The 25,363-nt window shown below is 69.1% G+C and carries 23 protein-coding genes; 17 read left to right on the top strand and 6 right to left on the bottom strand.

The genetic code is table 11. The annotated features are described in order from the left end of the window. Positions 1-230 precede the first annotated feature (230 nt). Together groES and groL are read left to right on the top strand one after the other, a co-directional pair. Positions 231-533 carry a co-chaperone GroES gene (gene groES / locus ACQR3U_RS16865; protein ID WP_006550071.1) on the top strand — a complete coding sequence of 101 codons (303 nt, stop codon included), beginning with the start codon at positions 231-233 and terminating at the stop codon, positions 531-533. An 87-nt stretch (positions 534-620) separates the two neighbouring features. Next, the gene (groL, locus tag ACQR3U_RS16860; protein ID WP_230810970.1) at positions 621-2,225 is read left to right on the top strand and encodes a chaperonin GroEL; all 1,605 of its coding nucleotides are present in this window, start codon (positions 621-623) and stop codon (positions 2,223-2,225) included. Positions 2,226-2,510: 285 nt separating this feature from the next. Here the strand turns inward: groL and ACQR3U_RS16855 are convergent, their stop codons facing one another. Further along, on the bottom strand, positions 2,511-2,804 hold the full coding sequence (locus tag ACQR3U_RS16855) for a WhiB family transcriptional regulator (protein WP_006550073.1): 294 nt from the start codon (positions 2,802-2,804) through the stop codon (positions 2,511-2,513). 525 nt (positions 2,805-3,329) lie between these two features. On the opposite strand from ACQR3U_RS16855, the gene ACQR3U_RS16850 reads away from it, so the two are divergent. The 3 genes from ACQR3U_RS16850 (at position 3,330) to ACQR3U_RS16840 (ending at position 6,064) form a co-directional block, all read left to right on the top strand. Continuing rightward, on the top strand, positions 3,330-4,295 hold the full coding sequence (locus ACQR3U_RS16850; protein ID WP_230810969.1) for a hypothetical protein: 966 nt from the start codon (positions 3,330-3,332) through the stop codon (positions 4,293-4,295). 127 nt (positions 4,296-4,422) lie between these two features. Continuing rightward, a complete protein-coding gene (locus tag ACQR3U_RS16845) occupies positions 4,423-5,001 on the top strand; it encodes a sigma-70 family RNA polymerase sigma factor (RefSeq protein WP_230810968.1) in 579 nt (192 codons plus the stop codon). Then, complete coding sequence (locus ACQR3U_RS16840) at positions 4,994-6,064, top strand: anti-sigma-D factor RsdA (RefSeq protein ID WP_230810967.1); 1,071 nt, start codon at positions 4,994-4,996, stop codon at positions 6,062-6,064. The genes ACQR3U_RS16845 and ACQR3U_RS16840 overlap by 8 nt, the downstream gene beginning before the upstream one ends. A gap of 95 nt (positions 6,065-6,159) precedes the next feature. Here ACQR3U_RS16840 and ACQR3U_RS16835 read toward each other — a convergent pair whose 3' ends face one another. Then, on the bottom strand, positions 6,160-6,570 hold the full coding sequence (locus tag ACQR3U_RS16835; RefSeq protein ID WP_006550077.1) for a DUF5319 domain-containing protein: 411 nt from the start codon (positions 6,568-6,570) through the stop codon (positions 6,160-6,162). Between the two features lie 259 nt (positions 6,571-6,829). On the opposite strand from ACQR3U_RS16835, the gene guaB reads away from it, so the two are divergent. From guaB to guaA, 4 genes are all read left to right on the top strand, one after another. Next, positions 6,830-8,353, top strand: coding sequence for an IMP dehydrogenase (gene guaB / locus ACQR3U_RS16830; protein WP_230810966.1), 1,524 nt, complete (start codon positions 6,830-6,832; stop codon positions 8,351-8,353). A 71-nt stretch (positions 8,354-8,424) separates the two neighbouring features. Beyond that, positions 8,425-9,558, top strand: a complete 1,134-nt coding sequence (locus tag ACQR3U_RS16825) for a GuaB3 family IMP dehydrogenase-related protein (protein WP_094980202.1) — start codon at positions 8,425-8,427, stop codon at positions 9,556-9,558. Between the two features lie 182 nt (positions 9,559-9,740). Beyond that, on the top strand, positions 9,741-11,465 hold the full coding sequence (locus tag ACQR3U_RS16820; protein ID WP_230810965.1) for a GMC oxidoreductase: 1,725 nt from the start codon (positions 9,741-9,743) through the stop codon (positions 11,463-11,465). Between the two features lie 67 nt (positions 11,466-11,532). Further along, positions 11,533-13,107, top strand: coding sequence for a glutamine-hydrolyzing GMP synthase (guaA, locus tag ACQR3U_RS16815; protein WP_006550081.1), 1,575 nt, complete (start codon positions 11,533-11,535; stop codon positions 13,105-13,107). Positions 13,108-13,184: 77 nt separating this feature from the next. On the opposite strand, the gene ACQR3U_RS16810 is transcribed toward guaA, so the two are convergent. Both ACQR3U_RS16810 and ACQR3U_RS16805 read right to left on the bottom strand, forming a co-directional pair. Beyond that, on the bottom strand, positions 13,185-13,418 hold the full coding sequence (locus ACQR3U_RS16810; protein WP_006550082.1) for a hypothetical protein: 234 nt from the start codon (positions 13,416-13,418) through the stop codon (positions 13,185-13,187). Then, positions 13,411-14,904, bottom strand: coding sequence for a PspC domain-containing protein (locus ACQR3U_RS16805; protein WP_230810964.1), 1,494 nt, complete (start codon positions 14,902-14,904; stop codon positions 13,411-13,413). The genes ACQR3U_RS16810 and ACQR3U_RS16805 overlap by 8 nt, the downstream gene beginning before the upstream one ends. 97 nt (positions 14,905-15,001) lie before the next feature. Between ACQR3U_RS16805 and ACQR3U_RS16800 the strand changes: the two genes are divergently transcribed. Together ACQR3U_RS16800 and ACQR3U_RS16795 are read left to right on the top strand one after the other, a co-directional pair. Further along, positions 15,002-16,324: an ATP-binding protein gene (locus ACQR3U_RS16800; protein ID WP_230810963.1), complete on the top strand. Its 1,323-nt coding sequence runs from the start codon at positions 15,002-15,004 to the stop codon at positions 16,322-16,324. Next, entirely contained in the window at positions 16,321-17,007 is a 687-nt protein-coding gene (locus ACQR3U_RS16795; protein ID WP_006550085.1) for a response regulator, read from the top strand. Before ACQR3U_RS16800 ends, ACQR3U_RS16795 begins: the two co-directional genes overlap by 4 nt. 94 nt (positions 17,008-17,101) lie before the next feature. Here the strand turns inward: ACQR3U_RS16795 and ACQR3U_RS16790 are convergent, their stop codons facing one another. Continuing rightward, positions 17,102-18,250 carry a serine/threonine-protein kinase gene (locus tag ACQR3U_RS16790; RefSeq protein WP_230810961.1) on the bottom strand — a complete coding sequence of 383 codons (1,149 nt, stop codon included), beginning with the start codon at positions 18,248-18,250 and terminating at the stop codon, positions 17,102-17,104. A gap of 274 nt (positions 18,251-18,524) precedes the next feature. Here ACQR3U_RS16790 and ACQR3U_RS16785 point away from each other — a divergent pair, with 274 nt between their 5' ends. Genes ACQR3U_RS16785 through ACQR3U_RS16770 form a run of 4 tightly spaced genes read left to right on the top strand, consistent with a single transcriptional unit; the run spans position 18,525 to position 22,593 of the window. Next, a complete protein-coding gene (locus ACQR3U_RS16785) occupies positions 18,525-19,286 on the top strand; it encodes a hypothetical protein (protein ID WP_006550087.1) in 762 nt (253 codons plus the stop codon). Further along, complete coding sequence (locus ACQR3U_RS16780) at positions 19,283-20,863, top strand: DNA polymerase Y family protein (protein ID WP_037216093.1); 1,581 nt, start codon at positions 19,283-19,285, stop codon at positions 20,861-20,863. The genes ACQR3U_RS16785 and ACQR3U_RS16780 overlap by 4 nt, the downstream gene beginning before the upstream one ends. Positions 20,864-20,878: 15 nt before the next feature. After that, positions 20,879-21,667, top strand: coding sequence for an alpha/beta fold hydrolase (locus tag ACQR3U_RS16775; protein ID WP_230810960.1), 789 nt, complete (start codon positions 20,879-20,881; stop codon positions 21,665-21,667). A gap of 11 nt (positions 21,668-21,678) precedes the next feature. Next, positions 21,679-22,593, top strand: a complete 915-nt coding sequence (locus ACQR3U_RS16770) for an exodeoxyribonuclease III (protein WP_230810959.1) — start codon at positions 21,679-21,681, stop codon at positions 22,591-22,593. 130 nt (positions 22,594-22,723) lie between these two features. On the opposite strand, the gene ACQR3U_RS16765 is transcribed toward ACQR3U_RS16770, so the two are convergent. Beyond that, positions 22,724-23,830, bottom strand: coding sequence for an alcohol dehydrogenase catalytic domain-containing protein (locus tag ACQR3U_RS16765; protein ID WP_019288569.1), 1,107 nt, complete (start codon positions 23,828-23,830; stop codon positions 22,724-22,726). A 50-nt stretch (positions 23,831-23,880) separates the two neighbouring features. Here ACQR3U_RS16765 and ACQR3U_RS16760 point away from each other — a divergent pair, with 50 nt between their 5' ends. Both ACQR3U_RS16760 and ACQR3U_RS16755 read left to right on the top strand, forming a co-directional pair. After that, positions 23,881-24,405 (top strand): hypothetical protein, encoded by a 525-nt coding sequence (locus ACQR3U_RS16760; protein ID WP_039584858.1) that lies wholly within the window; start codon positions 23,881-23,883, stop codon positions 24,403-24,405. A gap of 55 nt (positions 24,406-24,460) precedes the next feature. Beyond that, positions 24,461-25,339 carry a sucrase ferredoxin gene (locus ACQR3U_RS16755; protein WP_230810958.1) on the top strand — a complete coding sequence of 293 codons (879 nt, stop codon included), beginning with the start codon at positions 24,461-24,463 and terminating at the stop codon, positions 25,337-25,339. Positions 25,340-25,363 lie beyond the last annotated feature (24 nt).

Raw genomic sequence — 25,363 nt, 5'->3', positions numbered from 1 at the left:
TTTCCGTTATTCAACCGTAACATGACGTCGGGTTCCACGCAGGTCGGCGTGATTGCACCCGTTGCCCTTGAGCGCTGGCACTCTCGTGTATAGAGTGCTAGTGACACCGAGCGCCGGCCCGGCACCCGCGACGACGGGACGCGTGCGGAGTCACCGTGATGACTGAACACACCCGTGTCCGAGAACACCGGTTCTCGGACCCCATTACCCCTGAAAGTGGAGGGCTCATCGTGGCGAGCGTGAACATCAAGCCGCTCGAGGACAAGATCCTCGTCCAGGCCAACGAGGCCGAGACGACGACTGCCTCCGGCCTGGTCATCCCGGACACGGCGAAGGAGAAGCCCCAGGAGGGCACCGTCGTCGCCGTCGGACCCGGCCGCTGGGACGAAGATGGCGACAAGCGCATCCCGCTGGACGTCAAGGAAGGCGACGTCGTCATCTACAGCAAGTACGGCGGAACCGAGATCAAGTACGCCGGCGAGGAGTACCTGATCCTGTCTGCGCGCGACGTCCTGGCTGTCGTCGCCAAGTAGGCCGCTTGCATTCCGCCCCGGTGTCCCGTTTCGGACCCGGGGCGGAATACGTTGGGGAACATCCGAGTCCAGGAGTAGTCGCAGAACATGTCCAAGCAAATCGAGTTCAACGAGACCGCGCGGCGGGCTCTCGAGCGCGGTGTCGACCAGCTGGCCGACGCCGTCAAGGTGACGCTCGGCCCGCGTGGCCGGCACGTCGTGCTCGCCAAGGCCTTCGGTGGTCCCACCGTCACGAACGACGGTGTGAGCATCGCCCGTGAGATCGAGCTGGAGGATCCGTTCGAGAACCTCGGCGCCCAGCTCGTCAAGAGTGTCGCGACCAAGACCAACGATGTCGCGGGTGACGGCACCACCACCGCGACCGTTCTCGCCCAGGCGCTCGTCAAGGTCGGCCTGAAGAACGTTGCCGCAGGCGCCAATCCGATCGCGCTCGGTGCCGGTATCGCCCAGGGTGCGGACAAGGTGAGCGAGGCTCTGCTCGCTGCCGCCACTCCCGTCGAGGGCAAGACCGCCATCGCGCAGGTCGCCACCGTGTCCTCGCGCGACGAGGAGATCGGTGAGATGGTCGGCGAGGCGCTGACCCGCGTCGGGGAGAACGGTGTCGTCACCGTCGAGGAATCCTCCACCCTGAGCACCGAACTGGTCGTCACCGAGGGCGTGCAGTTCGACAAGGGCTTCCTGTCGCCCTACTTCATCACGGACATCGACGCGCAGGAAGCTGTCCTCGAGGACGCGCTCGTCCTGCTGTACCGCGAGAAGATCAGCTCGCTTCCCGACTTCCTCCCGCTCCTCGAGAAGATCGCAGAGTCCGGCAAGCCGGTCCTGATCATCGCCGAGGACATCGAGGGCGAGCCGCTGTCGACCCTGGTGGTCAACGCGATCCGCAAGACCCTCAAGGCCGTTGCCGTCAAGGCTCCGTACTTCGGTGATCGCCGGAAGGCCTTCCTCGAAGACCTCGCCGTTGTCACCGCGGGTACGGTCATCAACTCCGATCTGGGTCTGTCCCTCAAGGAGGCCGGACTCGACCTGCTCGGCTCGGCCCGCCGCGTCGTCGTCACGAAGGACAGCACCACGATCGTCGACGGTGCCGGTACCGCCGAGGACATCGAGGCGCGCGCCGCTCAGCTGCGTCGTGAGATCGAGGCCACCGAGTCCGACTGGGACCGCGAAAAGCTCGAAGAGCGCCTCGCGAAGCTCGCTGGTGGCGTCGCCGTCATCCGTGTGGGTGCGGCGACCGAAACGGACCTCAAGGAGCGCAAGTTCCGCGTCGAGGACGCAGTCAACGCCGCGAAGGCGGCCATCGAGGAGGGCATCGTCCCCGGTGGCGGGTCGGCTCTCGTACAGGCCGCACGCTCGCTCGAAGAGCTCCAGGCGTCCCTCTCCGGCGACGCCGCCACGGGCGTCGCCGCGCTGCGCACCGCGCTCACCGCGCCGCTGTACTGGATCGCCACGAACGCCGGCATCGACGGTGCGGTGGTCGTGAGCAAGGTCGAGGAGACGGGTAAAGGCTTCAACGCCGCGACCCTCTCCTACGGCGACCTCGTCGCCGAGGGCGTCGTCGACCCGGTGAAGGTGACGCGTTCCGCCGTCGTCAACGCCGCGTCGGTCGCACGCATGGTGCTCACCACCGAGAGCGCCGTCGTCGACAAGCCGGAGGAGGAGGCCGGGCACGGCCACGGTCACGCGCACTGAGCGACCGGTCAGGGCCGCGGACCCGCCGCCCGGCGGGTCCGTAGGTCGAGCCGGACATGAAAGTCGTTCCGGACGGCACGAATACAGCGAGGCCCCGCAAGGAATGTTCGCATTCCCTGCGGGGCCTTCGTCGTATCGACGCAACTCCTCCAACCGGCCTCCCGGTCGTACCGTCACGGTCGTGTCGACATGATCACGACCGTGACGGTGTTGACATGGTCACGACCGTGACGGTGTTGACATGGTCACGACCGTGACGGTGTCGTCACGGGGCGGGTGACCGCCTCACACAGCGACCTTCCGCCGTCGTTGCCTCGTGTACATCTCCCGCTCGGTCTCCGACATGCCGCCCCAGATGCCGTACGGCTCGGCGACGGCGAGGGCGTGGTCGCGGCAACGGGCCAGCACGGGGCAGGTGCGGCACAGCTCCTTCGCGCGGTTCTCCCGCTGGGCGCGGGCACGACCGCGCTCTCCGTCGGGGTGGAAGAACACCGAGGAGTCCACACCACGACACTTACCGTGCATCTGCCAATCCCAGAGGTCCGCGTTGGGGCCGGGCAGTGTGTGTGGTGCGGGCATGTGGCACTCCTTTGCAGCAAGCTCGCGTGAATCGTGCGAGCGGACCGTGGACACATCGGGATTCCCGCTGTGATCCGAATCAAACAAACTCACCGTAGGATCTGTATCGATTCGTCGTCAATGTTTTCGATGAGTGGGATAGTCCATAACCGAACAGCCAAGATTTAACCGCGGAAATATTTACTTTTGTGAGGAGTCGTGCCTGTGCGCTGCGGGCGGGGGTGATCCGGGGTATCTTATGCTCCCGATGTGGGTAAAAAGCCCCTTACTCCCTGGTAACCCGGCCTTTTGGCGGCTGGATGCGGACTCCGGCTCGGCCTCGGAGGTCGGGGCGGCACCATACATGCACAACGCATGTTTTAACTCGATGTTTAACAAAATGTTCGGAAATGTCTTCTGTGCATCCCTGCGTTCCAATCATCGAGACTATTTGCGCTCGCGGTGATAATTGTCTCTCCGACAAATGCCCGGCGTCGGCCCGGAGCCCCGCGTATCGTCGGTATCCGCTGGTGCGATGATTCCGCGATGGCACATTCCGACGCCCGCCGGCACACGGCACCGACACCGTCCGACCGCCATGCGATCCTGGTCGCCGCGGCCTTCGGCTCGTCCCCGGGGGCACATCCGCTCCCTGAGGCGCACGGACCCGAACAGAACTGGTTGCGGGCCGTCGCGCTCGGTGGACAGGGACGTTACGCCGCCGCGCGGACCGAGCTGGCCCGAGTGCGTGGAACCGGAGGAGTGTGGTCGTCGTTCGGAGCGAGCACCGAGGCCTCCCTTCTCCGTCAGTTGGGCGGACATCGCGCGGCCGCCGTCCTGGACGGACGTGCTCTCGCGGAGGCGGGGTCGCTGCGAACCAGCTCCGGGAGCACTGTCGCCGCACGGCGCGACGTCGGCACTGTCGCCGCACGGCGCGACGTCGATGTTGTCGCTGCATGGTGTGACGCTGCCACGGGGTTGGCGGCCGATGCGCTCGGGCGGGGCCGTCTCGCGGTGTGCGGGTCGCTGCTCGACCGATGCGCAGCCGCTCTCGACGCTGCCGAATCGGAAGCGGGGGAGAAGGCCTTCGTGCGACAGCGGATCCGTCTCGCATGGGTCGGGGCCGAATCCGCTCTCGCGGCAGGCGACTTCACCCGTGCGCGCAGCCGGGCGGACCGCGCGGTGGAACTTGCGGACGGATTCGGATCGATCCGGCACTCCGTGAAGTCGGACCTCGTTCGGTCGGCCTCTTTGACCGGACTGCCCGACCATGGTCCGGCTATGGATCTGGCCGCCGACGTCCTCGCGCGCGCGGACGAACACGAACTCATTCCGTTGCAATGGGCCGCGGCGATGCTCCTCGACGGGCTGGGGGCAGGGAGAGATGCGGGTCGCGTCCGTGATCTCGATGCGGGTCGCGTCCGTGACCTCGATGCGGGTCGCGTCCGTGACTTCTGCGCGACCGTGATCAGGGGGCGTGGGGGTCGCTTCGTGACCTTGTCTGCCTGCTGAGTTCCATTCGCGCGCGGGGGGTGACCGGACCGGTCGGTCGTTGTAGTTACTCTGGGGGTGTTCCACGGTCAGGTGGAAGCCCGCCCGGGGGGTGGTGCCGTCTGTAACGCCAGGACTTGCGCAATCGATGACTGTTATGGGTGAGGAGTTCGACTCCGCGGTTGCTGCGGCTGCGCAAGGCGACCGGGCGGCTCTCGCTCAGGTTCTTGCAAGTGTCCGGCCCCTCGTCGTGCGGTACTGCCGCGCACGGGTCGGATCTGCAGAGCGCGGCCAGCTCTCTGCAGACGACGTTGCACAGGAGGTGTGCCTGGCCGTGATGACCGCTTTGCCGAGATATCAGGACCAAGGCCGCCCCTTCATGGCGTTCGTGTACGGGATCGCTGCTCACAAGGTCGCCGACGCGCACCGCAGTGCGGCGCGCAACCGCGCGGAACCCGTGGCGGATGTGCCGGAGGTGATGTCGCTCGACGACAGCCCCGAGGAATACGCGATCAACTCCGAGGCGGGCCGGCAGATGAAGCAGCTGCTGGGCATCCTCCCGGAGAAGCAGCGCGAGATCCTCATCCTCCGTCTCGTCATGGGATTGTCGGCCGAGGAGACGGCCGCAGCAGTGGGTAGTACTGCAGGAGCGATCAGGGTGGCCCAGCACCGGGCCATCGCGAGACTCAAGAAGGAAGTCACGAGAGCAGGTGAGCGGAATGGGTAGGGGGCGTTTCTCGGGCGACGGCTTCGACGACGAGTTTCCCGACGACGAAACCTCCGTGGACCTCGCCGCCGTGCGTCGTGACGACGCGCTGATCGATGCGATCTCCGGTAACGGGCTCGTCGAGACGAAGGACAACGAGGAGTACGAACTCGCCACTCTGCTCGCCGACTGGCGTGCAGAGATCCTCGCCGAACCGATGCCCGCCGGCCCCGACCTCGACGAAGTGGTCGCCGCCGTCCACCGGGAACTGGGACCACGGGAAACGCTCGCTCGGGCTCCGGAGGTCACCCCTCTGCGCCCGCGATCGAAGGGACAACTCCGGTTGCTCCGTCCGCTCGCAGGTGCAGCAGCGCTCGTCGCCATCGCCGTCGGCAGCGCGACCGCCGTGTCCTACGGCGCCGAGCCCGGCGACCCGTTGTGGGGCGTCAAGCAGGTCGTGTTCAGTGAGCAGGCGCAATCCACCGAGGCCCGGATCGCCACCACATCGACCCTGGAGCGTGCCGAACAACTCATCGCCGAGGGCAACACGGAGGAAGCACGCGAGTTGCTGACGTCCGCGGAGTCCCGTTCGGGCGACGTCCGGGACGCGGAGGAGCGCGATGCGCTCGGCGACTGGGTGCAACGCCTCGCCGAGGAACTCGGCCGGTTGGTGCCGCAGGTGCCTCCGCCGCCGGCAGCGCCGGTGGCACCCGAGGTGCCGGTGGTTCCCGGTGCCGTCGTGCCCCCGCCGGTCACGACGCCCGGCACGGATGGGCAGCAGCCTGCCCCGACGACCGGTGCGGAAACCGGCACGACCGTGCCGCCCACTTCCACGACGGTGGATCCGACCATCCTGCAAGCGCCGCCGCCTCCGGTTTCGAACACCACGACGCCGTCGCAGACCGCGCCACCGCCCCCGTCGAGCACGCCGGGTCCGTCGGTGCCCAGCGAGGCTCCTCCGTCGACCTCGGCTTCTTCCCCGACCCCCGCTCCGACGACGACGGCATCGTCGCCGCGGTCGACGCAGGACGGACCGGGAGCAGATTTCGCTCCGGGGTCCGTGACCACTTCGGAAGGCGGCTAGAAGTACAGAACGACCCGGGCCCGGCAGCATGTGCTGTCGGGCCCGGGTCGTTCGTGGAAGTGACGTGATGCGTGGTCCGCGTGGGGAACGGTCGGTCAGGAATCCAGACCGTAGGGGTCGACGGGAAGAGCCTCGTTCATGGACGCGTCCGCGTAGCCGCGGCAGTAGTCCCAAGTGACGTAGGCGTCGGGGGACGGATCGAAGGCCGGCTCGTGCGGTCTGACGGTGCCGTCGACGAGCAGCTGCAGCAGGTTCGCCCGCAGCATGTCCCAGTCGTGGTAGTGGTCCTGGTGGCAGTCCTCGCAGCACACCACGAGTCCGCGGACGCCGCGGGGAGCCAACAGCGCCTCGTAGACGGCCAGGTCTGCGAGGTCCTCCTCCACCGCGAGCCGCTCCGCAGGATCCAGGGGCTGGCCCGGCTCGATCGCGTCCAGTGCTGCGGACGGATCGTCGGGGTCTCCTGCGAACGGGTCCGGTGGGAGTCCGGGAGGCAACTGATCACGCACGACTCCACGGTACGCAGACCGAGGGGGTCTGCGCCAGCGGTCGCCAGGGGACACGCCGTGAAATCACACGGGGTGATGTGACGAACATCGGGGAACAGGGTGGGAGCCGAGCTTGTTCCCCGAACAGATAACATGAAGGGGTGCGTGCCGCTCTCCAACCGCCCGTCGGTGCGACGAGCGCGCACAGCCTTCATTCATTCCTGCTGTCGGACGGTTCTGCCGTCCGCTCCCATCGACTGTCACGGAGGGTCCGAACCGCATGAGTAGTACCGGAGGGCGCGTGCACACCGGCGGTGACGACCCGAACAAGGTCGCAATGCTGGGTCTGACCTTCGACGACGTGCTGCTGCTTCCCGCGGCTTCCGACGTCGTCCCGAGTCAGGTCGACACGTCGAGTCAGCTCACCCGCGAGATCCGCCTGCGGATCCCGCTGGTCAGCTCCGCGATGGACACCGTCACCGAGTCCCGCATGGCCATCGCGATGGCCCGGGCCGGTGGTATGGGCGTGCTGCACCGCAACATGCCCACCGAGGTGCAGGCCGCGCAGGTCGAGACCGTCAAGCGGTCGGAGGCCGGCATGGTCACCGATCCCGTCACCTGCAAGCCGACCGACACGCTGGCCGAGGTCGACGCGAAGTGCGCGCGATTCCGCATCTCGGGTCTGCCGGTCACCGACGACGAGGGTCAGCTCGTCGGCATCATCACCAACCGCGACATGCGCTTCGAGGTCGACCAGAACCGCCCGGTCGCCGAGGTCATGACAAAGGCTCCGCTGGTCACGGCCCGCGAAGGCGTCACCGCTGAGGCCGCGCTCGGTCTCCTGCGTCGCCACAAGATCGAGAAGCTGCCGATCGTCGACGGTCAGGGCAAGCTCACCGGCCTGATCACCGTCAAGGACTTCGTCAAGACCGAGCAGCACCCCAACGCCACGAAGGACCGCGACGGCCGTCTGCTCGTCGGTGCCGCCGTGGGCGTCGGCGACGACTCCTGGACCCGCGCCATGACGCTGGTCGATGCCGGAGCCGACGTTCTCGTCGTCGACAGCGCCCACGGCCACTCGGTCAACGTGCTGTCGATGATCTCGAAGCTCAAGAGCGAGGTCGGCGACCGCGTGCAGATCATCGGCGGCAACGTCGCGACCCGCGAGGGCACCGAGGCGCTCATCAACGCCGGCGTCGACGCGGTCAAGGTCGGTATCGGCCCCGGCTCGATCTGCACCACGCGTGTCGTCGCGGGTGTCGGCGCGCCGCAGATCACGGCGATCCTCGAGGCGTCCACGGTGGCGCGCGCCCACGGCGTGCCGGTCATCGCCGACGGCGGTATGCAGTTCTCCGGCGACGTCGCCAAGGCTCTGGCAGCCGGTGCGTCCACCGCGATGCTCGGTTCGCTGCTCGCCGGCACCACGGAGTCCCCGGGTGAGCTGATCCTGGTGAACGGCAAGCAGTTCAAGAGCTACCGCGGCATGGGCTCGCTGGGCGCGATGCAGAGCCGCGGCGAGGCCAAGTCGTACTCGAAGGACCGCTACTTCCAGGACGACGTGCTCTCCGAGGACAAGCTCGTGCCCGAGGGCATCGAGGGACGCGTGCCGTTCCGCGGCCCGCTGCAGCAGGTCACGCACCAGCTCATCGGTGGCCTGCGCGCAGCGATGGGTTACGCCGGCGCGACGACGATCGAGCAACTGCAGGAGGCGCAGTTCGTGCAGATCACCGCCGCCGGCCTCAAGGAGAGCCACCCGCACGACATCACGATCACTGCCGAGGCGCCGAACTACGTGGTCCGGTAGTTTTCGCGTTCGCAGCAGGGTCCCGTTCCGATTAGGACGGGAGCATCGTCCAAGAGGAGAAAGGGGCGCGCGTGCGCGACCTCGTTGAAATCGGCATGGGTCGCACGGCCCGACGTACGTACGAGCTGGGCGACGTCGACATCGTCCCGTCGCGCCGGACGCGGTCGTCGAAGGAGGTGTCGACGGCCTGGCAGATCGACGCCTACCGTTTCGACATCCCGGTGCTGGCGCACCCCACCGACGCGCTGGTGTCGCCCACCTTCGCGATCGAGCTGGGCAAGGCCGGCGGTCTCGGTGTCATCAACGGCGAGGGCCTGTGGGGTCGTCATGCCGATGTCGACGCCGTCGTCACCCGTCTCGCGGAGATCGCGAGCACGGATCCGCGCGCAGCCGTCCGTTACCTGCAGGAACTGCACACGGCTCCGCTGCAGGGCGATCTGCTGGCCGCGGCCGTCGCACAGGTGCGGGATGCCGGGGTGACCACCGCGGTCCGCGTCAGCCCGCAGAATGCGCGCGCTCTCACGCCCGAGCTCGTGAAGGCGGGCATCGATCTCCTCGTCGTCCAGGGCACCATCATCTCGGCCGAGCATGTGGCCCACGGTGAGGACGAGCCGCTGAACCTCAAGACGTTCATCTCGGAGCTCGACGTGCCGGTCATCGCCGGTGGTGTCAGCGACCACCGCACCGCGCTGCATCTGATGCGCACGGGTGCGGCCGGTGTCATCGTCGGCTTCGGCTCCACGAAGCAGGCGACCACCACGTCCTCCTCTCTCGGTATCGGCATCCCGATGGCCACGGCCATCGCCGACGCCGCTGCGGCCCGGCGCGACTACCTCGACGAGACCGGGGGCCGTTACGTCCACGTGCTCGCCGACGGCGACATCGAGAACGCCGGCGACCTCGCGAAGGCGATCGCGTGCGGCGCCGACGCGGTGGTGCTCGGCGCGCCCCTGGCTCTCGCCGAGGAGGCCGCGGGTAAGGGCTGGTACTGGCCGTCCGTGGCCGGGCATCCGTCGATGCCGCGCGGCGCTGCGGTCCGGGTCGCCGAGGACGGGCGACCGGGCCTCGGTCGGGTGCTGTTCGGCCCGTCCGATGACCCCTCCGGTTCGCTCAATCTTGTGGGCGGCCTGCGTCGATCGATGGCGAAGGCCGGATACTCCGATCTGAAGGAATTCCAGAAGGTCGGTCTGTCGGTCCGCGGATAAGGATCTTCCCGGTACATCCCGATGGCCGGTCACAGCGTCGCAGGACGCGGTGACCGGCCATCGATTTTTCTCGCACTTCGTTTTCGTGCAACTCCACGTAACGGGTAGAGTCGGGGCTGTGCCTGTAGTCACACCGCCGAAGTGCATACTTGCCGGTAACAACTCTCGCCGCTGGAGGTTCCATGGGTAAGCAACGGGTCACGGACTACGACGTCCTGATCGTCGGATCGGGTTTCGGTGGGAGCGTCACGGCGTTGCGCCTCGTGGAGAAGGGCTACAAGGTCGGCGTTCTCGAGGCCGGTCGCCGCTACGCCGACGCCGACTTCGCGAAGACCAGCTGGGACCTGCGCCGATTCCTCTGGGCGCCCAAGCTCGGCTGCTTCGGCATTCAGCGCGTGCACCTGCTGCGCGACTGCCTGATCCTCGCCGGTGCCGGCGTGGGCGGCGGGTCGCTGAACTACGCGAACACCCTGTACAAGCCTCCGGCGCCGTTCTTCGAGGACCGCCAGTGGGCGCACATCACCGACTGGCAGGACGAACTGAGCCCGTACTACGACCAGGCGAAGCGGATGCTCGGCGTGGTGCAGTACGGCCGGATGACCGACGCCGACAAGGTGATCAAGTCGGTGGCCGACGACATGGGCGTCGGCGAGACCTTCATCCAGACGCCCGTGGGCGTGTTCTTCGGCGAACCCGGCCGCACGGTCGCCGATCCCTACTTCGGTGGCGTGGGTCCCGACCGCACCGGCTGCATCGAGTGCGGTGAGTGCATGACGGGATGCCGCCACGGTGCCAAGAACACCCTCGTGAAGAACTATCTGGGTCTCGCCGAGCGGGCGGGAGCCGAGATCGTCCCGCTGACCACCGTCACCGATCTCCGTCAGGCCGCCGACGGCACCTGGGACGTGATCACCGAACGCACCGGCGCGTGGGTCCGCAAGCGGCGGCGCACCTACTCGGCCGCGCACGTCGTCCTTGCCGCCGGAACGTGGGGCACGCAGCACCTGCTGCACCACCTCAAGGACACCGGTGCGCTGCCCGAACTGTCCGACAAGGTCGGCGAACTGACCCGCACCAACTCCGAGTCGATCGTCGGCGCCGGGAAGATGCGGATCGATCCCGGTCTGAAGCTCACCGAGGGCGTCGCGATCACGTCGTCGTTCCACCCCACCCCCGACACGCACATCGAACCCGTGCGGTACGGCAAGGGATCGAACGCGATGGGCTTGCTGCAGACCCTCATGACCGACGGCGACGGACGCACCCCGCGCTGGGCGAAGTTCCTCGGGCAGGTCGTGCGGAACCCCGTGAAGATGCTGCGGATGCTCTCGGTGCACCGGTGGAGCGAGCGCACCATCATCGCGCTGGTGATGCAGAACCTCGACAACTCCATCACCACCTACACGACCAAGGGTGTGTTCGGCCGCCGCAAGGTCACGAGCAAACAGGGCCACGGGCAGCCGAATCCCACCTGGATCCCGGCCGGCAACGAGGCCACGCGCCGCATCGCCGAGAAGATCGACGGTGTCGCGGGCGGCACGTGGGGTGAGATCTTCAACATTCCGCTCACCGCACACTTCCTCGGTGGCGCCGTGATCGGATCCGATCGCGACCACGGGGTCATCGATCCGTACCACCGCGTCCACGGCTACCCGACGCTGAGCGTCGTCGACGGCGCCGCGGTCTCCGCGAACCTCGGTGTGAACCCCTCGCTCACCATCGCGGCGCAGGCCGAACGCGCTGCGTCGTTGTGGCCCAACAAGGGTGAGGACGACCAGCGTCCCGAGCAGGGACAACCCTACCGTCGTATCGCGCCGATCGAACCGAAGAACCCCGTGGTGCCCGTCGACGCACCCGGTGCGTTGCGACTGCCGGTCGTCGAGGTCAAGCACAGCGGCGTCGCGTAGCGACCCGGAAGTGATCGGATGAGCGGCCGCGTCGGGAACACCCGGCGCGGCCGCTTAGACTGTTCGGGTGTCGTCGCAAAGCCAGCAGTCCAGACCGGTCGTCGTCGTCGATTTCGGAGCTCAGTACGCGCAGCTGATCGCTCGGCGCGTTCGTGAGGCCAACGTCTACTCGGAGGTCGTGCCCCACACGGCCGGTGTCGAGGAGATCGCGGCGAAGAACCCGCGCGCGGTGGTGCTGTCCGGTGGCCCCGCCAGCGTGTACGAGGAGGGCGCACCGCGTCTCGATCCCACGCTGTTCGATCTCGACGTCCCCGTCTTCGGCATCTGCTACGGCTTCCAGGCGATGGCGCAGGCGCTCGGCGGCACGGTCGCGCACACCGGCTCGCGCGAGTACGGCCGCACCGAGCTGTCGGTCTCCGGAGGTGTGCTGCACCACGGTCTGCCCGAGACGCAGCCCGTCTGGATGAGCCACGGCGACGGCGTCACCGAGGCCCCCGAGGGCTTCGAGGTCACGGCGACCAGCGCCGGTGCCCCGGTCGCGGCGTTCGAGGACCGCGCCCGTCGCCTCGCCGGTGTCCAGTACCACCCCGAGGTGCTGCACTCGCCCCACGGCCAGCAGGTGCTGAGCCGGTTCCTGCACGACATCGCCGGAATCCCGGGCGACTGGACTGCAGCGAACATCGCCGACGCGCTCGTCGAGCAGGTCCGCGAGCAGATCGGCGACGGTCGTGCCATCTGCGGCCTGTCCGGCGGCGTCGACTCCGCCGTGGCGGCCGCGCTGGTGCAGCGCGCCATCGGCGACCGCCTGACCTGTGTGTTCGTCGACCACGGCCTCATGCGCGAGGGCGAACGGCAGCAGGTCGAGAAGGACTTCGTCGCCGCGACGGGTGCCCGTCTGGTCACCGTCGACGCATCCGAGACCTTCCTGCGCGAGCTCGCCGGCGTCACCGACCCCGAGACCAAGCGCAAGATCATCGGCCGCGAGTTCATCCGTTCCTTCGAGGGCGCGGTCTCCGAGGTGCTCGGCGAGGGTGCCGACAAGGGCGAGACCGTGAAGTTCCTCGTGCAGGGCACCCTGTACCCGGACGTCGTGGAGTCCGGCGGCGGTTCCGGCACCGCGAACATCAAGAGCCACCACAACGTCGGTGGACTTCCCGAGGACCTCGAGTTCGAGCTCGTCGAGCCGCTGCGCCTGCTGTTCAAGGACGAGGTGCGCGCGGTCGGACGTCAGCTCGGTCTGCCCGAGGAGATCGTCGGCCGCCAGCCGTTCCCCGGCCCCGGCCTCGGCATCCGCATCATCGGTGAGGTCACCCGCGAACGCCTCGAGATCCTGCGCCGCGCCGACTCGATCGCCCGCGAGGAACTCACCTCCGCCGGCCTCGACGGACAGATCTGGCAGTGCCCGGTCGTGCTGCTCGCCGACGTCCGCAGCGTGGGCGTGCAGGGCGACGGCCGCACCTACGGACACCCGATCGTGCTGCGTCCGGTCTCCAGCGAGGACGCGATGACCGCCGACTGGACGCGCCTGCCCTACGAGACCCTCGAGCGGATCTCCACTCGTATCACCAACGAGGTGACGGAGGTCAACCGAGTGGTGCTCGACGTGACGAGCAAGCCCCCGGGAACGATCGAGTGGGAGTGATTTCCGCTCGCCGTAAGCGGTGAGACGACGTCCCCCGGACCGGTCAGGTCCGGGGGACGTCGCGTAGGTGGGGGTGGTTATCTCCGGCGGTTGGGGAGGAAGACCAGCACCGCTCCGATCAGCAGGGCCGCGCCCACCAGGACCCATCCGAGGTCGACGGCGGCGAGGAACTCGACGGAGAACGGCCCGATCATGGCCCATCCGCTCACGACCAGCGCTGCCAGTGCGGCGAGCAGGAGCAGGAGCGACGGTCCCTTGCGGGTGCGCTCGGTCCGATCCTCGGTGTGTGTTCCGGTTTCGTGATCAGCCACGACGCACCTCCAGAGATCCGAATTCCATGTTCGCGTTCAGGTCCAGGACCGGCCCGTCGTCGACTCCGTCGGCACCACCGTCGATGCCGGGGGCGGGGCATCCCCTGATCTCACCGGGACCGACCGTGCAGTCGGCGCGGACGTCCAGGTTCTCCGGCAACAGCACCTCGACGCTGCCGAACCGGCCGTCGACCTGCACCGTGCGGTCCTCGGTGAGTTCGAGTCCCCGCAGATCGAGGGTCATCGCCCCGAACTGGAAGCTGTATTCGGACTCGAGCTGATCGGTACTGGTCGGAGCCCAGGTCCGGTCGCCCCAGTTGGAGGTGTCGACCGGGCCGGCGATCGAGGCGAGGACGACGAATCCGAGGAGGGGGCCGGTGACGACGAGCAGTCCGTGCCCGCGGTGCAGGAACGCGCCGATCAGCAGGCCCAGACCGACGACCGCGAGGGCCGCGGCACCCACCCGGGCGGGGGTCACCCAGGCCAGGTCGGCGGCGGCACCGAGCGCGCCGGTCACCGCAGCGGCGATCACGGCCAGTCCGAGAACCGTCGTGGTCAGGCGCGAGCGTCGATTCGTGACGATTGCAGGTTCGTGCTTCGGTGCCGGTTCGGGCAGATCCCATGCGAACGGGGCGACCCCGAGGGGATCCCATGCCGGCGGTGCCGAACGGTGGGGGGAGAGCGCGTCGACATCCGGGAGCGGAACGTCGGTGTCCTTGCGGTCGGTGTCCTTGCGTAGGTCGGGCATCGGGGACGTCTTCCTCTCAGTCGTCTCGGTGGGCGCTGTGGAATCGGTGCCCGAAGCAGGGGTGTCCGAGGCGTCGGTGGTGCTCAGGACCTCCGTCGCGTCGGTGGTCTGCGCAGGCGGGGTTGCCGCTGTGCTGGTTGTCTTTGTGCCGGCTGCCTCTCCGCCCGGTGTCTCCGTGGCCGCCGGGCCCGCGTGCATGTTCCATGCACCGGTGTGTGCGCTCCACGGGGAGTGGTACGGGTTCGTCACCGGAGGCTGAGGAAAGGCCGGTTGGGTGGGGAAGGAGGTTCCCTCGGGCGCCGGCAGCACCGGCGGTTCGGGACGCCGCTGATAGAGCAGCCACCAACCGCCGAGCAGCAGGAGCGTTCCGATGAATCCGGAACCGCCCGAACCCGCACCCACCGGACCGATGGCCCCTGCCGCGATGGCCAGGGCCACGAGGATCACGACGACCTTGGTGGTCGAGTCCGAGCTCGCGCCTCGCCCGACGAGTGATTCGAGCGAGGAGACCTGGTCGCCGTGACGGGGGAACAGCAACCAGGCCGCCAGGTAGAGGACGAGACCGCCACCGCCGAACAGCGCCGAGGCGACGAAGACGACACGGATCAGCACGGGATCGATGCCGTAGCGCACTCCGATACCCGAGCACACACCCGCGATGTGCCCCTCCTTCGGCAGACGCACGGGGCGGGTCCGCCACATGTCCGCCACCTGGTCCTGAAAGCTCCTCGTGTCCATGGCACCCATCCTGCTGGGCTTCCGCGCGCGGCACATCAGGGACCAACCCTGATTTCCGAGGGCCCGATCGGAACCCGGACATCAGGGTTCGTCCCCGATGCCGGGCCGGCGATCTCCGTGCCAGTATCGAGGTGTGCAACCGGTACCTGGATTACCCGTGACCGTTCCCCGCCTCGAACGACGGGTGGGCGGTCGCATCGTGGGCGGTGTGGCCGGCGGTGTCGCCGACCATCTCGGCATCGACGCCACCAAGGTGCGGGTCGCGTTCACAGTGCTCGCCGCCCTCGGCGGGTCCGGGATCGCGGCCTACGGCTTGCTGTGGATGTTCGTGCCCCCGGGCTCCGACACCGATCGCCCCACCGGCCCCGAACGGCGCCGAGCCATCGGCCTCGCCTTCATGGGTATCGGCCTGGCGGTGGGTCTTTCGTGGCTGTTCAGTGGTGGCGCCGCCGGGGTGGTGCTGCCGATCGTCGTGGTGGTCGTCGGTGCGGCGCTCGTATGGCGTGAATTCGACGTCGAAGGCCCCCGATCGGTACTCGGTCTGCCCGCACATCCGACGGTCCTCACATGGGCCCGCGTACTCGGCGGCCTGACCCTCGTCGTCACCGGACTCGGAGTGATGGTCATCGCGCAGGTCGACGTCGCGGCGCTGCGCTCGTCGCTGGTCGCCGTGGTGGTCACGCTGGTCGGTGCCGCCCTGCTGTCGGTGCCGCTGTGGATCCGGATGTGGCGTGCCCTCGAGGCCGAGCGTGCCGCCCGGGTGCGCAACGAGGAGCGCGAGGAGATCGCGTCGCACCTGCACGACTCGGTACTCCAGACCCTCGCGCTCATCCAGAAGCAGGCCGGCGACCAGCAAGAGGTCGTGCGACTGGCGCGCAGCCAGGAACGCGAACTGCGCCGCTGGCTGTTCGGTGGGGACGAGACGCCGAGCACCTCGCTCGCCGAGACGCTGCGCACCATCGCCGGTGAGGTGGAGGACCAGTACGGTCTGTCCGTTCAACCCGTCATCGTCGGTGACGTCGCGCCGGATGACAGCGATCTGACCCCCGAGGCCGCGACCGCCGTGCTCGGCGCGACCCGCGAGGCTCTCGTCAACGCCGCCAAGCACGCCGGGGTGGACAGCGTCGACCTCTTCGCGGAGGTGGAACCGCATCAGGTGAGCGTGTTCGTGCGCGATCGCGGCGTCGGATTCGATCCCGACGAGGTGCCGGCCGATCGGCAGGGTCTGGCCAAGTCGATCCGGGCGCGCATCGAACGTCGCGGCGGCCGGACGGTCGTGAAGTCGAGTCCCGGAAAGGGAACCGAGGTGCGCATCCATGCACCGCGCGCCGGCCGGACGGAGACCGAACGCGAACAGGACACCGAGTCGACCTTAGAGTGGGGGGTGAACGACCCCCACCCCGAGGAGCAGACACAGTGACTTCGATTCCGGCGACATCGTCCGATGCCACCGAGAACAACCGTCCCTATCGTGTCTTCCTGGTGGACGACCATGCGGTCTTCCGCTCCGGAGTGCGCGCCGAACTGGGGCGCGAGGCCGATATGGAGATCGTCGGCGAGGCCGGGGGAGTCGCCGAGGCCGTCGCCGGGATCGAGGCGACCAAGCCGGATGTCGTGCTCCTCGACGTCCACATGCCCGACGGCGGCGGCGTCGCCGTCCTCCAGCGGATCCCGGACGGGCCGGTCTGCCTGGCGCTCAGCGTGTCCGACGCGGCCGAGGACGTCATTGCCGTCATCCGCGCCGGCGCCCGCGGGTACGTGACGAAGACGATTTCCGGTCCGGATCTGGCCGACGCCGTCCGGCGGGTCGCAGGGGGAGACGCCGTGTTCAGTCCGCGTCTGGCCGGTTTCGTGCTCGACTCGTTCACCGGCCGGTCGGCCGCGCCGGAACCACCCCTCGATCCCGAGCTCGACTCGCTGACGCCGCGGGAACTCGAGGTGCTGCGCCTGCTCGCTCGCGGCTACACCTACCGTGAGATCGCCGAGGAACTCGTGATCTCGGTGAAGACCGTCGAGACGCACGCGTCGAACGTGTTGCGCAAGACGCAGCAGTCGAACCGCAACGCGCTGACCCGTTGGGCACACCGCCGCCGCATCGACTGAGCGTGACCGGTGCTCGTCGTGCCGATGCCGGCGGCGTGCAGTTCTCGTCGCTCGCGAGCGAAATCATCGACGAGGACTACGCAGCCGGCGCGGATCAGACGACCAGCGCGATGATGACGGCGACGAGCAACGCCACCAGGATCACCGCGATCATCGCCGCCATCGCCAGGGGTGCATAGGCGACGATGCGGTCCTGCGGGTTGTCGGGCACGGGGCCCTTCGGGAGCAGGCGGTCGAGCAGATCCGCCGGGGCGAAACCCTTCGCCGACTTCTTCGGACCACCGGTGGCCTGCGTCGCGGCACCGAGGGGGCGGTCGACGAAGGAACCACGGGGGCGTGCGGGTTCGGCGAAGTGCGCGGAACGCTGTGCCCACGACGGGATCGTGCCGTCCTCGTTCTGGATGGGACGGCCGCGCAGGGCCGCCGCCGATCCGCTCGGTCCGAGGACCACGCGGGCGAGGAGATCGCGCGCCTGCGCCATCGTCGGGCGTCGCGCCGGATCGGGCTGGAGCATCTCGAGCAGGGGCTCGGTGAGCGGACCGGTGTGCGTGGGCATGATGATCTCCGCCCGCGCGACCCGGTGCAGCAACGCGATCGAGTCGGTCTCGAAGCCGAAGGGCGGTTGCCCCTCCACCGCGGTGTAGAGGGTGGCGCCGAGCGAGAAGACGTCGCTGGCCTCGGTGGGATCGTTGCCGCGCGCGACCTCGGGTGCGAAATAGGCGGGGGTGCCGATGATCACGCCGTCGGGGTCGTTGTCGCCCTTCGCGCGAGCGATGCCGAAGTCGCTGATCTTCACGATGCCGGCGTCGCGGCCGCGTTCGGCGATGAGGATGTTGCCGGGCTTGACGTCGCGGTGGACGATCCCGGCGGCGTGCGCGGCGGTGAGGGCGTCGGCGACGTTCGCGCCGATCTGCGCCACCACGTACGGCGGGAGAGTGTCGACGACGTTCATCACCTGCGCCAGGCTGCGGGACGGCAAGTGCTCCATGATGAGCCACGGTTCGCCGTAGTGCAGAGCCATGTCGTACATCGAGATGGCGTGCTCGTGGGCGAGTTGGGCGGCGGCCCGGCCCTCCCGGAGCGCGCGGCGGCGAAGATCCTCGGCCTCGTCGGGATCGAGGTCTGCGGTGGAGATCACCTGCTTGACGGCGACGTCGCGGCCCAGACGGTTGTCGCGGGCGAGCCAGACGGCACCCATGCCGCCACCGCCGAGCTTGGAGTCGAGCCGATATCGACCGGCCACCAAGTGATCCGGTCCTACGGCCCGTCCTGCCCATGCCTGCTCCGCCACTCGATCGAGAGTAGTCGATCGGAGGTGTTCGCCCCGGCCGAAAAACGTGTGAGCTGCACTGTAGTCACCGTCGGGGGCGGTGCTCCCGGCTTGACGGGAAGGATTCGGGTCGGTTCTACTTGATGGGGATCGAAAGTATGTTCGAATAGAGTGCGAGCCGGGCCACGACTTCCCCGTGGTCGGCCGGTCGTGTGTGTCAGGCGGCAGGCGGATGACAGGGGTGACAGTGGGCGAGGTGGCCGAATTTCCGGTGGACGACGAGGAAGCGGGTCGCGCGGAGCGGATCGAAGCGTTGCGACGTCGGATCGCGGCAGTGCCGGCGCGGGGCGAGGTCCAGTCCGTCGCGCGAGGCCGGGTCGAGGCCCCCTCCGACCGCATCCTGCCCGTCCCGGCTCCGCTCGCGGAACTGTTGCCCCAGGGCGGATTGGTGCGTGGCAGCGTCGTCTCGGTCTCGGGGGCCACCTCCCTTCTCCTCGGGATGCTCGCGTCCGTGACTGCCTCGGGCGGATACGCCGCCGTGATCGGTCAGCGCCGGCTGGGTCTGCTCGCCGCCGCGGAGATGGGAGCCCGTCTGCACCGGTTGGCTGTGATCCCCGATCCCGGACCGGATCCCGTGGAGATCGCCGCGGTGCTGCTCGACGGGATCGACCTGGTGGTGTTGGGGCTCGGTGGGGCATCGGTGCCGCCGTCCCGCGCTCGTGCGGTCGCCGCCCGGGCGCGGAGCAAGCAGTCCGTCCTCGTGGTCACGGACGGTCGCTGGGAGGGTGCACACGTGCGACTGGAGGCGCGGGTCGACGGTTATCGGGGTGTGGACGGTCCCGGCCGGGACCGGCTGTGCGCGACCCGCTTGTCGGTCCGGGCGCACGGGCGTGCGTTTCCTCCGCGCGCCACCCGCGTGGAGGTGTGCGCCGGCCGCAGTGCCGTCGAATGGGCGAGTGAGGAGCGAAATCGGCTGGAGGACGGGCATTTCCGTAAAGCGGTCCGGTGAACGACTCGTCCTCTCGACGGGCGCCCGCGCGGGTCGTGGCCCTCTGGTGCCCAGACTGGCCCGCCGTCGCCGCCGCCACCGCCGCGGAGTTGCCCGCGACCGTCCCGGTGGCGGTGGTCTCGGCGAATCGTGTCGTCGCCTGCTCGGCCTCGGCGCGGGCCGCGGGTGTCCGGCGCGGCCTGAGACGACGTGAGGCGCAGGCACGCTGCCCGGAACTGCATGTGGCCCGCTCGGATCCCGACCTGGAAGCGCGGACGTTCGAGGTGGTGGTGGCCGCAATCGATGCGGTGGCCCCGGGCGTGGAGGTGCTGCGCCCGGGTCTGGTGGTCCTCGCCGCGCGCGGTGCAGTCCGGTGGTTCGGTTCGGAGGAGGCCGCCGCGGAGGTCCTGATCGACGCGGTCGCGGCGAACGGCGTGGAATGCCAGGTCGGTGTCGCCGACGAGTTGTCCACAGCGGTCCTCGCCGCGCGCCGGAACGCGCTGGTCCCGACGGGGAGGGGCGCCGAGTTCCTGGCGCCGCTGCCGGTCTCGTATCTCGCGGTGGAACCGGCGCTGGCGGCTCCTCGGCGGGCCGACACGGTGGATCTGTTGCGCCGTCTCGGTATCCGCACCATCGGAGCGTTCGCCGCGTTGTCCCCGATCGATGTTGCGTCACGCTTCGACGCGGACGTCGTCGCTGCGCACCGGAGCGCACGGGGCCTGCCGGAACGTCCCCCGTCGGGGCGGCCGATCCCTCCGGACCTGACGGTCGAGCAGCCCTGCGACCCGCCGGTGGAGCGGGTCGACGCCGCGGCCTTCGCCGGTCGCGCACTGGCCGAACTGCTCCACACCAGGCTCGCGGCAGCGGGAGTCGCATGCACGCGACTGCTCGTGACGGCACGCACCGGGGCCGGGGAGGAACTCGCGCGCACCTGGCGCTGCGCCGAGCCGCTCACCCCCGAGGGTACGGCCGATCGTGTGCGATGGCAGCTCGACGGATGGCTCACCGGCCGCAACACGAACCGGCCCACGGCGGGAATCGTGCTGCTACGTCTCGAACCGGTCGAGGTCGTGGCCGCCGGCGCGCTGCAGCTCGGGCTCTGGGGCGGTGTCGGCGACGAGGACGAACGCGCACGTCGGGCGCTCGTCCGAGTGCAGGGCCTGCTCGGTGGGGACGCCGTCCGGATCGGAGTGCTCGGCGGCGGCCGGGGACCCACCGAACGGATCGTCCTCGTGCCCGTCGGCGACGAGGCGATACCGCACTCCGACCCGGACGCACCGTGGCCGGGCCGGCTCCCGCCCCCGGCTCCCGCGCTGGTGTTGCACACACCTCCCGCGATCCGGCTGGACGACGACGTGGGGAATCCGGTCTCGGTGACCGAGCGCGGACTGCTCAGCGGGTCACCTGCTCGGCTGCGATGGGGAAGTCGCAGCTGGACGGTGATCGGATGGGCCGGTCCGTGGCCGGTGGACGAGTACTGGTGGGATCCGGCCGCCGCCCGGTGCGCCGCCCGTCTGCAGGTGCTGCTCGAGGAATCACGGGCCCTGCTGGTGTTCTTCGGTGCCGACGGCTGGCGGGTGGAGGGCGTCTACGACTGAGTAGGCTCGAGCATCATGAGATCTCCGGTCCTCACCGTCGCGCCGAACGGGGTCGCCCTGGCGTATCGCGAATACGCTGCGTCCCGCGAATCCGCGGGGTCCGCCGCCCGTTCCGTGCCCGTACTGCTGGTGCACGGGATGGGGGGTGACGGGCGCACATGGACCCGGTTCGCCGGAAGCCTGGTGAAGGCGGGCCGACGGGTGATCACCGTCGACCTGCGCGGGCACGGACGCAGCGGCCGGGCCCCCTCGTACCGTTTCGACGAGTTCGCCGCCGACGTCGCCGGCCTGTGCGCCCACCTCGGTGTCGAGGCCGTCGATCTCGTCGGGCACTCGCTCGGCGGTCATGTGGGATCGCTGGTCGCGCAACAGAATCCCGGCCTCGTCCGGCGACTTGTCCTCGAGGAGACACCTCTGCCGTTGCGGGAGGGGGATCCGGTTCCGGAGGTGCCGGCCCACCGCCCGACTCCCGCGGAGTTATGGCACGCCGCGACCAGCATGGCGCTCAACCCGCGCGCGGTCACCGCCTTCGACCGCTCGATGACGCCGTCGGTCGTCGCCCAGTTTCACACGCCGAATCCGGTGTGGTGGAAGCATCTTCCGTCCCTCGACGCTCCGACCCTGCTGTTGCGCGGAGCGCGCCGCGGCAGCATGGTCGACCCGCGCCTGCTGGCGGCGGCAGTCGACGCGCTGCCTTCGGCCTCAGTGCGGGAGATCGGCTGCGGGCACAGCATCCACCGCGACCGTGCCCGCGATTTCGCAGCGGCCGTCGTCCCGTTCCTCACGGATCGAACGGTTGCTTAGACTGGACGATCGTGCGCATCGCGACCTTCAACATCAACGGAATCCGCGCCGCACAGCGCCGCGGATTCGAGGACTGGTTGCGTGAGCGCAACCCCGACGTGGTGGCCCTGCAGGAGGTACGCGCCCCGGCGGCTGCGATCCCGCAGGGAGTCTTCGGCAAGTACCACCTCGCCTACGACGAGGGCACCCTTCCCGGCCGCAACGGCGTCGGAATCCTGACCCTGCACGAACCTGCCGCCGTGCGCACCTGGAGCGGCACCGCACTGCTGCGACTTCCCGGTGAGGAACACGTCGACCGGATCGAGTTCGATCGGGGAGCGCTGGCACGCGGACTGTCCGAGTTCGCCCACGAGGGGCGGTACGTCGAGGTGGATCTCGCCGACGCACCGATCACCGTGGCGTCGCTGTACCTGCCGAAGGGCGGGCTCCCGGCGCACCTCCAGAAGCCCGGGCGCATGCGCGACGAACCGGACGGTGGGATGCGCTACCAACGCAAGATGCGGTTCCTGTCGGCCTTCGCCCGGCAGCTGACCCGTAGCCGACTCGCGGCGCGCGCCCAGGGGCGGGAGTTCCTGATCATGGGTGATTTCAACGTCGCCCACACGCGCTACGACGTGCGCAACTGGCGGCGTCGCGGGCAGGCCGAGGGCTTCCTGCCCGAGGAACGCGCCTGGTTCGATTCACTGTTGTCGCCGCGCACGCTCGTCGACGTCGTCCGCCGGCATCATCCCGAGGTCGACGGTCCCTACTCGTGGTGGTCGTGGCTGGGGGAGTCGTTCGCCTCCGATTCCGGGTGGCGGATCGACTACCACCTCGCCACGCCGCGACTGGGCCGGACCGCGATCTCCGCAGGGACCGACCGCGATCCGGCGCCGGACCGGAGGATCAGCGATCACGCGCCGGTCGTCGTGGACTACGACATCTGAGTGACTGTCGTGGACTACGACATCTGAGTGACTGTCGTGGACTACGACATCTGAGTGACTGTCGTGGACTACGACATCTGAGTGACTGTCGTGGACTACGGCATCTGAGCTTGATATGTAGGGCTCGTGGTCAGTCCATGGTGAGGATCTGACGGAGGGCGGTTCCGTCGGCCAGGGCGTCCATCGCCTCGTTGATCCGACCCAGCGGCAGACGGTCGGTGACGAGTCGCTCGACCGGCAGTCGCCCCTCGCGCCACATGTCCACGAAGCGGGGGATGTCGCGGGCCGGGACGGCGGATCCGAGGTAGCTGCCCACCAGTGAGCGGCCCTCGCCGACGAGAGCGGTGGGCGAGATCTCGAGCCGGGCGTCGGGGGCGGGCAAGCCGACAGTGATCGTAGTGCCTCCCGGTCCGGTGAGCGCGACCGCCGTGGCGAGCGCGGGCACGCTCCCCGCGGCCTCGATGACCAGCCGCGCCTTCACGCCCTGTTCGACGGCCTCGTCCGGTGAGAGGACGCGTTCGGCTCCCAGCGACCGGGCCGTATCGCGCTTGTCCGGGGAGGTGTCGACGGCGATCACGGTGACGTCGTCGTGGGCCAGCGCCACGAGCAGCGCGGCCATCCCCACTCCGCCGAGACCGACGACGACCAGCGTGTCCCCGGCCTGAGGACGAGCAGTATTGACGACCGCACCGCCACCGGTCAGCACGGCGCAACCCATCAGCGCGGCGACCTCGGCGGGGACGTCGTCGCCGACACCGACGAGCGACCGCGTGTCGACGACGGCGTGGGTCGCGAAGGCCGATGCTCCCAGATGGTGGTGGACGTCGTTCCCGTCGCGGTGCAGCCGCCGGGCGCCCGACAGCAGGGTTCCCGCCGCGTTCGCGGCCGATCCCGGGATGCAGGGGCGGATGCCGTTGCTCGCGCAGCCCTCGCACTCACCGCAGCGGGGCATGAAGGTCATGACGACCCGCTCGCCGACGGAGAATCCGGTGGTGTCGTCGCCGAGTTCGACGATGCGTCCGGCCGCTTCGTGCCCGAGCAGCATGGGAACCGGACGAGGCCGGTTGCCGTCGACGACGGACAGATCGGAGTGGCACACACCGGCGCATTCGATTTCGACCAGCGCCTCACCCGGGCCCGGTGGGTCGAGTTCGAGAAGGTCCACGCTGAGCGGGGTGGACTCCTCGTACCTCCGTCGACGTCCGATCTCCTCCAGGACTGCTCCGGTGATCTGCACGAGTCTCCCTTCCGTAGAGTCGCGGATTCTCTGCCTCTAGCATCACGAGCATGACACTCACCCGGGCCGACCGCTTCCTCATCGGTGCTACCGCAGTCTTCCTCGTGTCCCAGGCGAACATCGGTCGGGTTCTCGGCTCCACGGCCCCGACGGTGGGCACCCTCCAGACCACCTTCTCGGCCGCGAAGTACCGAAAGATCCTCGACAATCTCGGTCCTGAGGAGATCGAGCGCTACCGGCAGCACTACTACTGGGACATGGTCCATCCGGCGACCTTCGCGATCGCATTGCGGGCCGGTGCACGATCGCTCGACGAACACCGCCCGCTGTTGCCGAGCACGCGTCGGATCCTGATGGCGGCGCCCGTCGTCGCCGCGGCGGGGGACTACGTCGAGAACGCCGTCGGCCTGTACCTGCTGGATCACCGCACCCGGATCGACGATCGGACGGTCCGGGCTGCCTCGACCGTCAGCCTCACCAAGTGGGTGCTGGCGCTGGGCAGTTTCGCGTACCTGTCGCAGGGATTCCTGCGGATGTGGGGCGGTGCGGCACAGCGGGTTCTTCGCCGCGGCTGACCGGTCACCGCGCGGTGCCGGGCCGTCACGAGGGTGTCCGGGCCACAATGTCCGCGTGACCACCATCTCCGCCCCCACCTGTTCCGCGCTGTCCGCACTCGACGAGCCGCTGCCCGGTACGGCGGCCACCGCGCCCGGCTACGTGTGCCTCGAGGTGCCGACGGGCTGGGGCCGCGACGTGCTCGACGGCACCGCCCTCGGCGCCGAGTTGTCGGACGAATTGTCCGCCCGGGCGAAGGCCGCGGACGTGCGGATCCTGTTCATCCGGAGACCCGGCCGCGACGTGGTGCGGGAGACCCGGACCGTCCTGCTGGCCCGCACCGAACCGGAGAACACCTGGTGCGAGCGGCTCGAGATCACCGAGCCGGCGGAGCTGCTCGACATCGTCCCCCGTGTGGTCGCAGGTCCGGCCCCCGGTTTCGGCACGGCCGTGCAGGACCCGATCGCCCTGGTGTGCGCTCACGGAAAGCGGGACCGGTGCTGCGCTGTGCTGGGGCGCCCGATCGCGGCCGCTCTGACCGCCGCGTTCGGGCAGGACGTGTGGGAGTGTTCGCACACCGGCGGACACCGTTTCGCGCCGTCGATGATCATGCTGCCCACCGGTTACACCTACGGGCGGCTCGACGAGGACGACAGTCTCGCCGCCGTCCGCGACGCCCGGAACGGGTATGTCCACGCGGGTGGCCTGCGGGGTCGCAGCACCTGGGGTGCGGCCGGGCAGGCCGCCGAGATCGCGGTGCGCGAGGCGATCGACGAGTTCGCGATCGACGCCGTGACGGTCGAGGACGGGGACGAGCCGATCGTGCGTCATCGCGACGGCCGGGCATGGCAGGTCGGGGTGGAGACCTCGGAACTACCGGCCCGGCCGGCGAGCTGCGGTGCCGCGGCCAAGCCGGCGCGTCCCGTCGTCGCGACGACGATCACGCCGCTGTAGCGACACCCCGACCACCCGGCCGCT

This window comes from Rhodococcus sp. IEGM1339, assembly GCF_050321925.1.
Classification (GTDB): domain Bacteria; phylum Actinomycetota; class Actinomycetes; order Mycobacteriales; family Mycobacteriaceae; genus Rhodococcus; species Rhodococcus pyridinivorans.
Note: the sequence above shows the minus strand (reverse complement) of the source record. Positions and strands in the feature narration are given on the sequence as shown.

Excerpts from the sequence above, each read along its gene's own strand:
- ACQR3U_RS16775 (WP_230810960.1), top strand. The coding sequence starts at position 20,879 with ATGAGATCTCCGGTCCTCACCGTCGCGCCGAACGGGGTCGCCCTGGCG.
- ACQR3U_RS16850 (WP_230810969.1), top strand. The coding sequence starts at position 3,330 with ATGGCACATTCCGACGCCCGCCGGCACACGGCACCGACACCGTCCGAC.
- ACQR3U_RS16800 (WP_230810963.1), top strand. The coding sequence starts at position 15,002 with ATGCCGGGCCGGCGATCTCCGTGCCAGTATCGAGGTGTGCAACCGGTA.
- ACQR3U_RS16820 (WP_230810965.1), top strand. The coding sequence starts at position 9,741 with ATGGGTAAGCAACGGGTCACGGACTACGACGTCCTGATCGTCGGATCG.
- ACQR3U_RS16760 (WP_039584858.1), top strand. The coding sequence starts at position 23,881 with ATGACACTCACCCGGGCCGACCGCTTCCTCATCGGTGCTACCGCAGTC.
- guaB (WP_230810966.1), top strand. The coding sequence starts at position 6,830 with ATGAGTAGTACCGGAGGGCGCGTGCACACCGGCGGTGACGACCCGAAC.
- groL (WP_230810970.1), top strand. The coding sequence starts at position 621 with ATGTCCAAGCAAATCGAGTTCAACGAGACCGCGCGGCGGGCTCTCGAG.
- ACQR3U_RS16855 (WP_006550073.1), bottom strand. The coding sequence starts at position 2,804 with ATGCCCGCACCACACACACTGCCCGGCCCCAACGCGGACCTCTGGGAT.
- ACQR3U_RS16845 (WP_230810968.1), top strand. The coding sequence starts at position 4,423 with ATGACTGTTATGGGTGAGGAGTTCGACTCCGCGGTTGCTGCGGCTGCG.
- ACQR3U_RS16840 (WP_230810967.1), top strand. The coding sequence starts at position 4,994 with ATGGGTAGGGGGCGTTTCTCGGGCGACGGCTTCGACGACGAGTTTCCC.
- ACQR3U_RS16805 (WP_230810964.1), bottom strand. The coding sequence starts at position 14,904 with ATGGACACGAGGAGCTTTCAGGACCAGGTGGCGGACATGTGGCGGACC.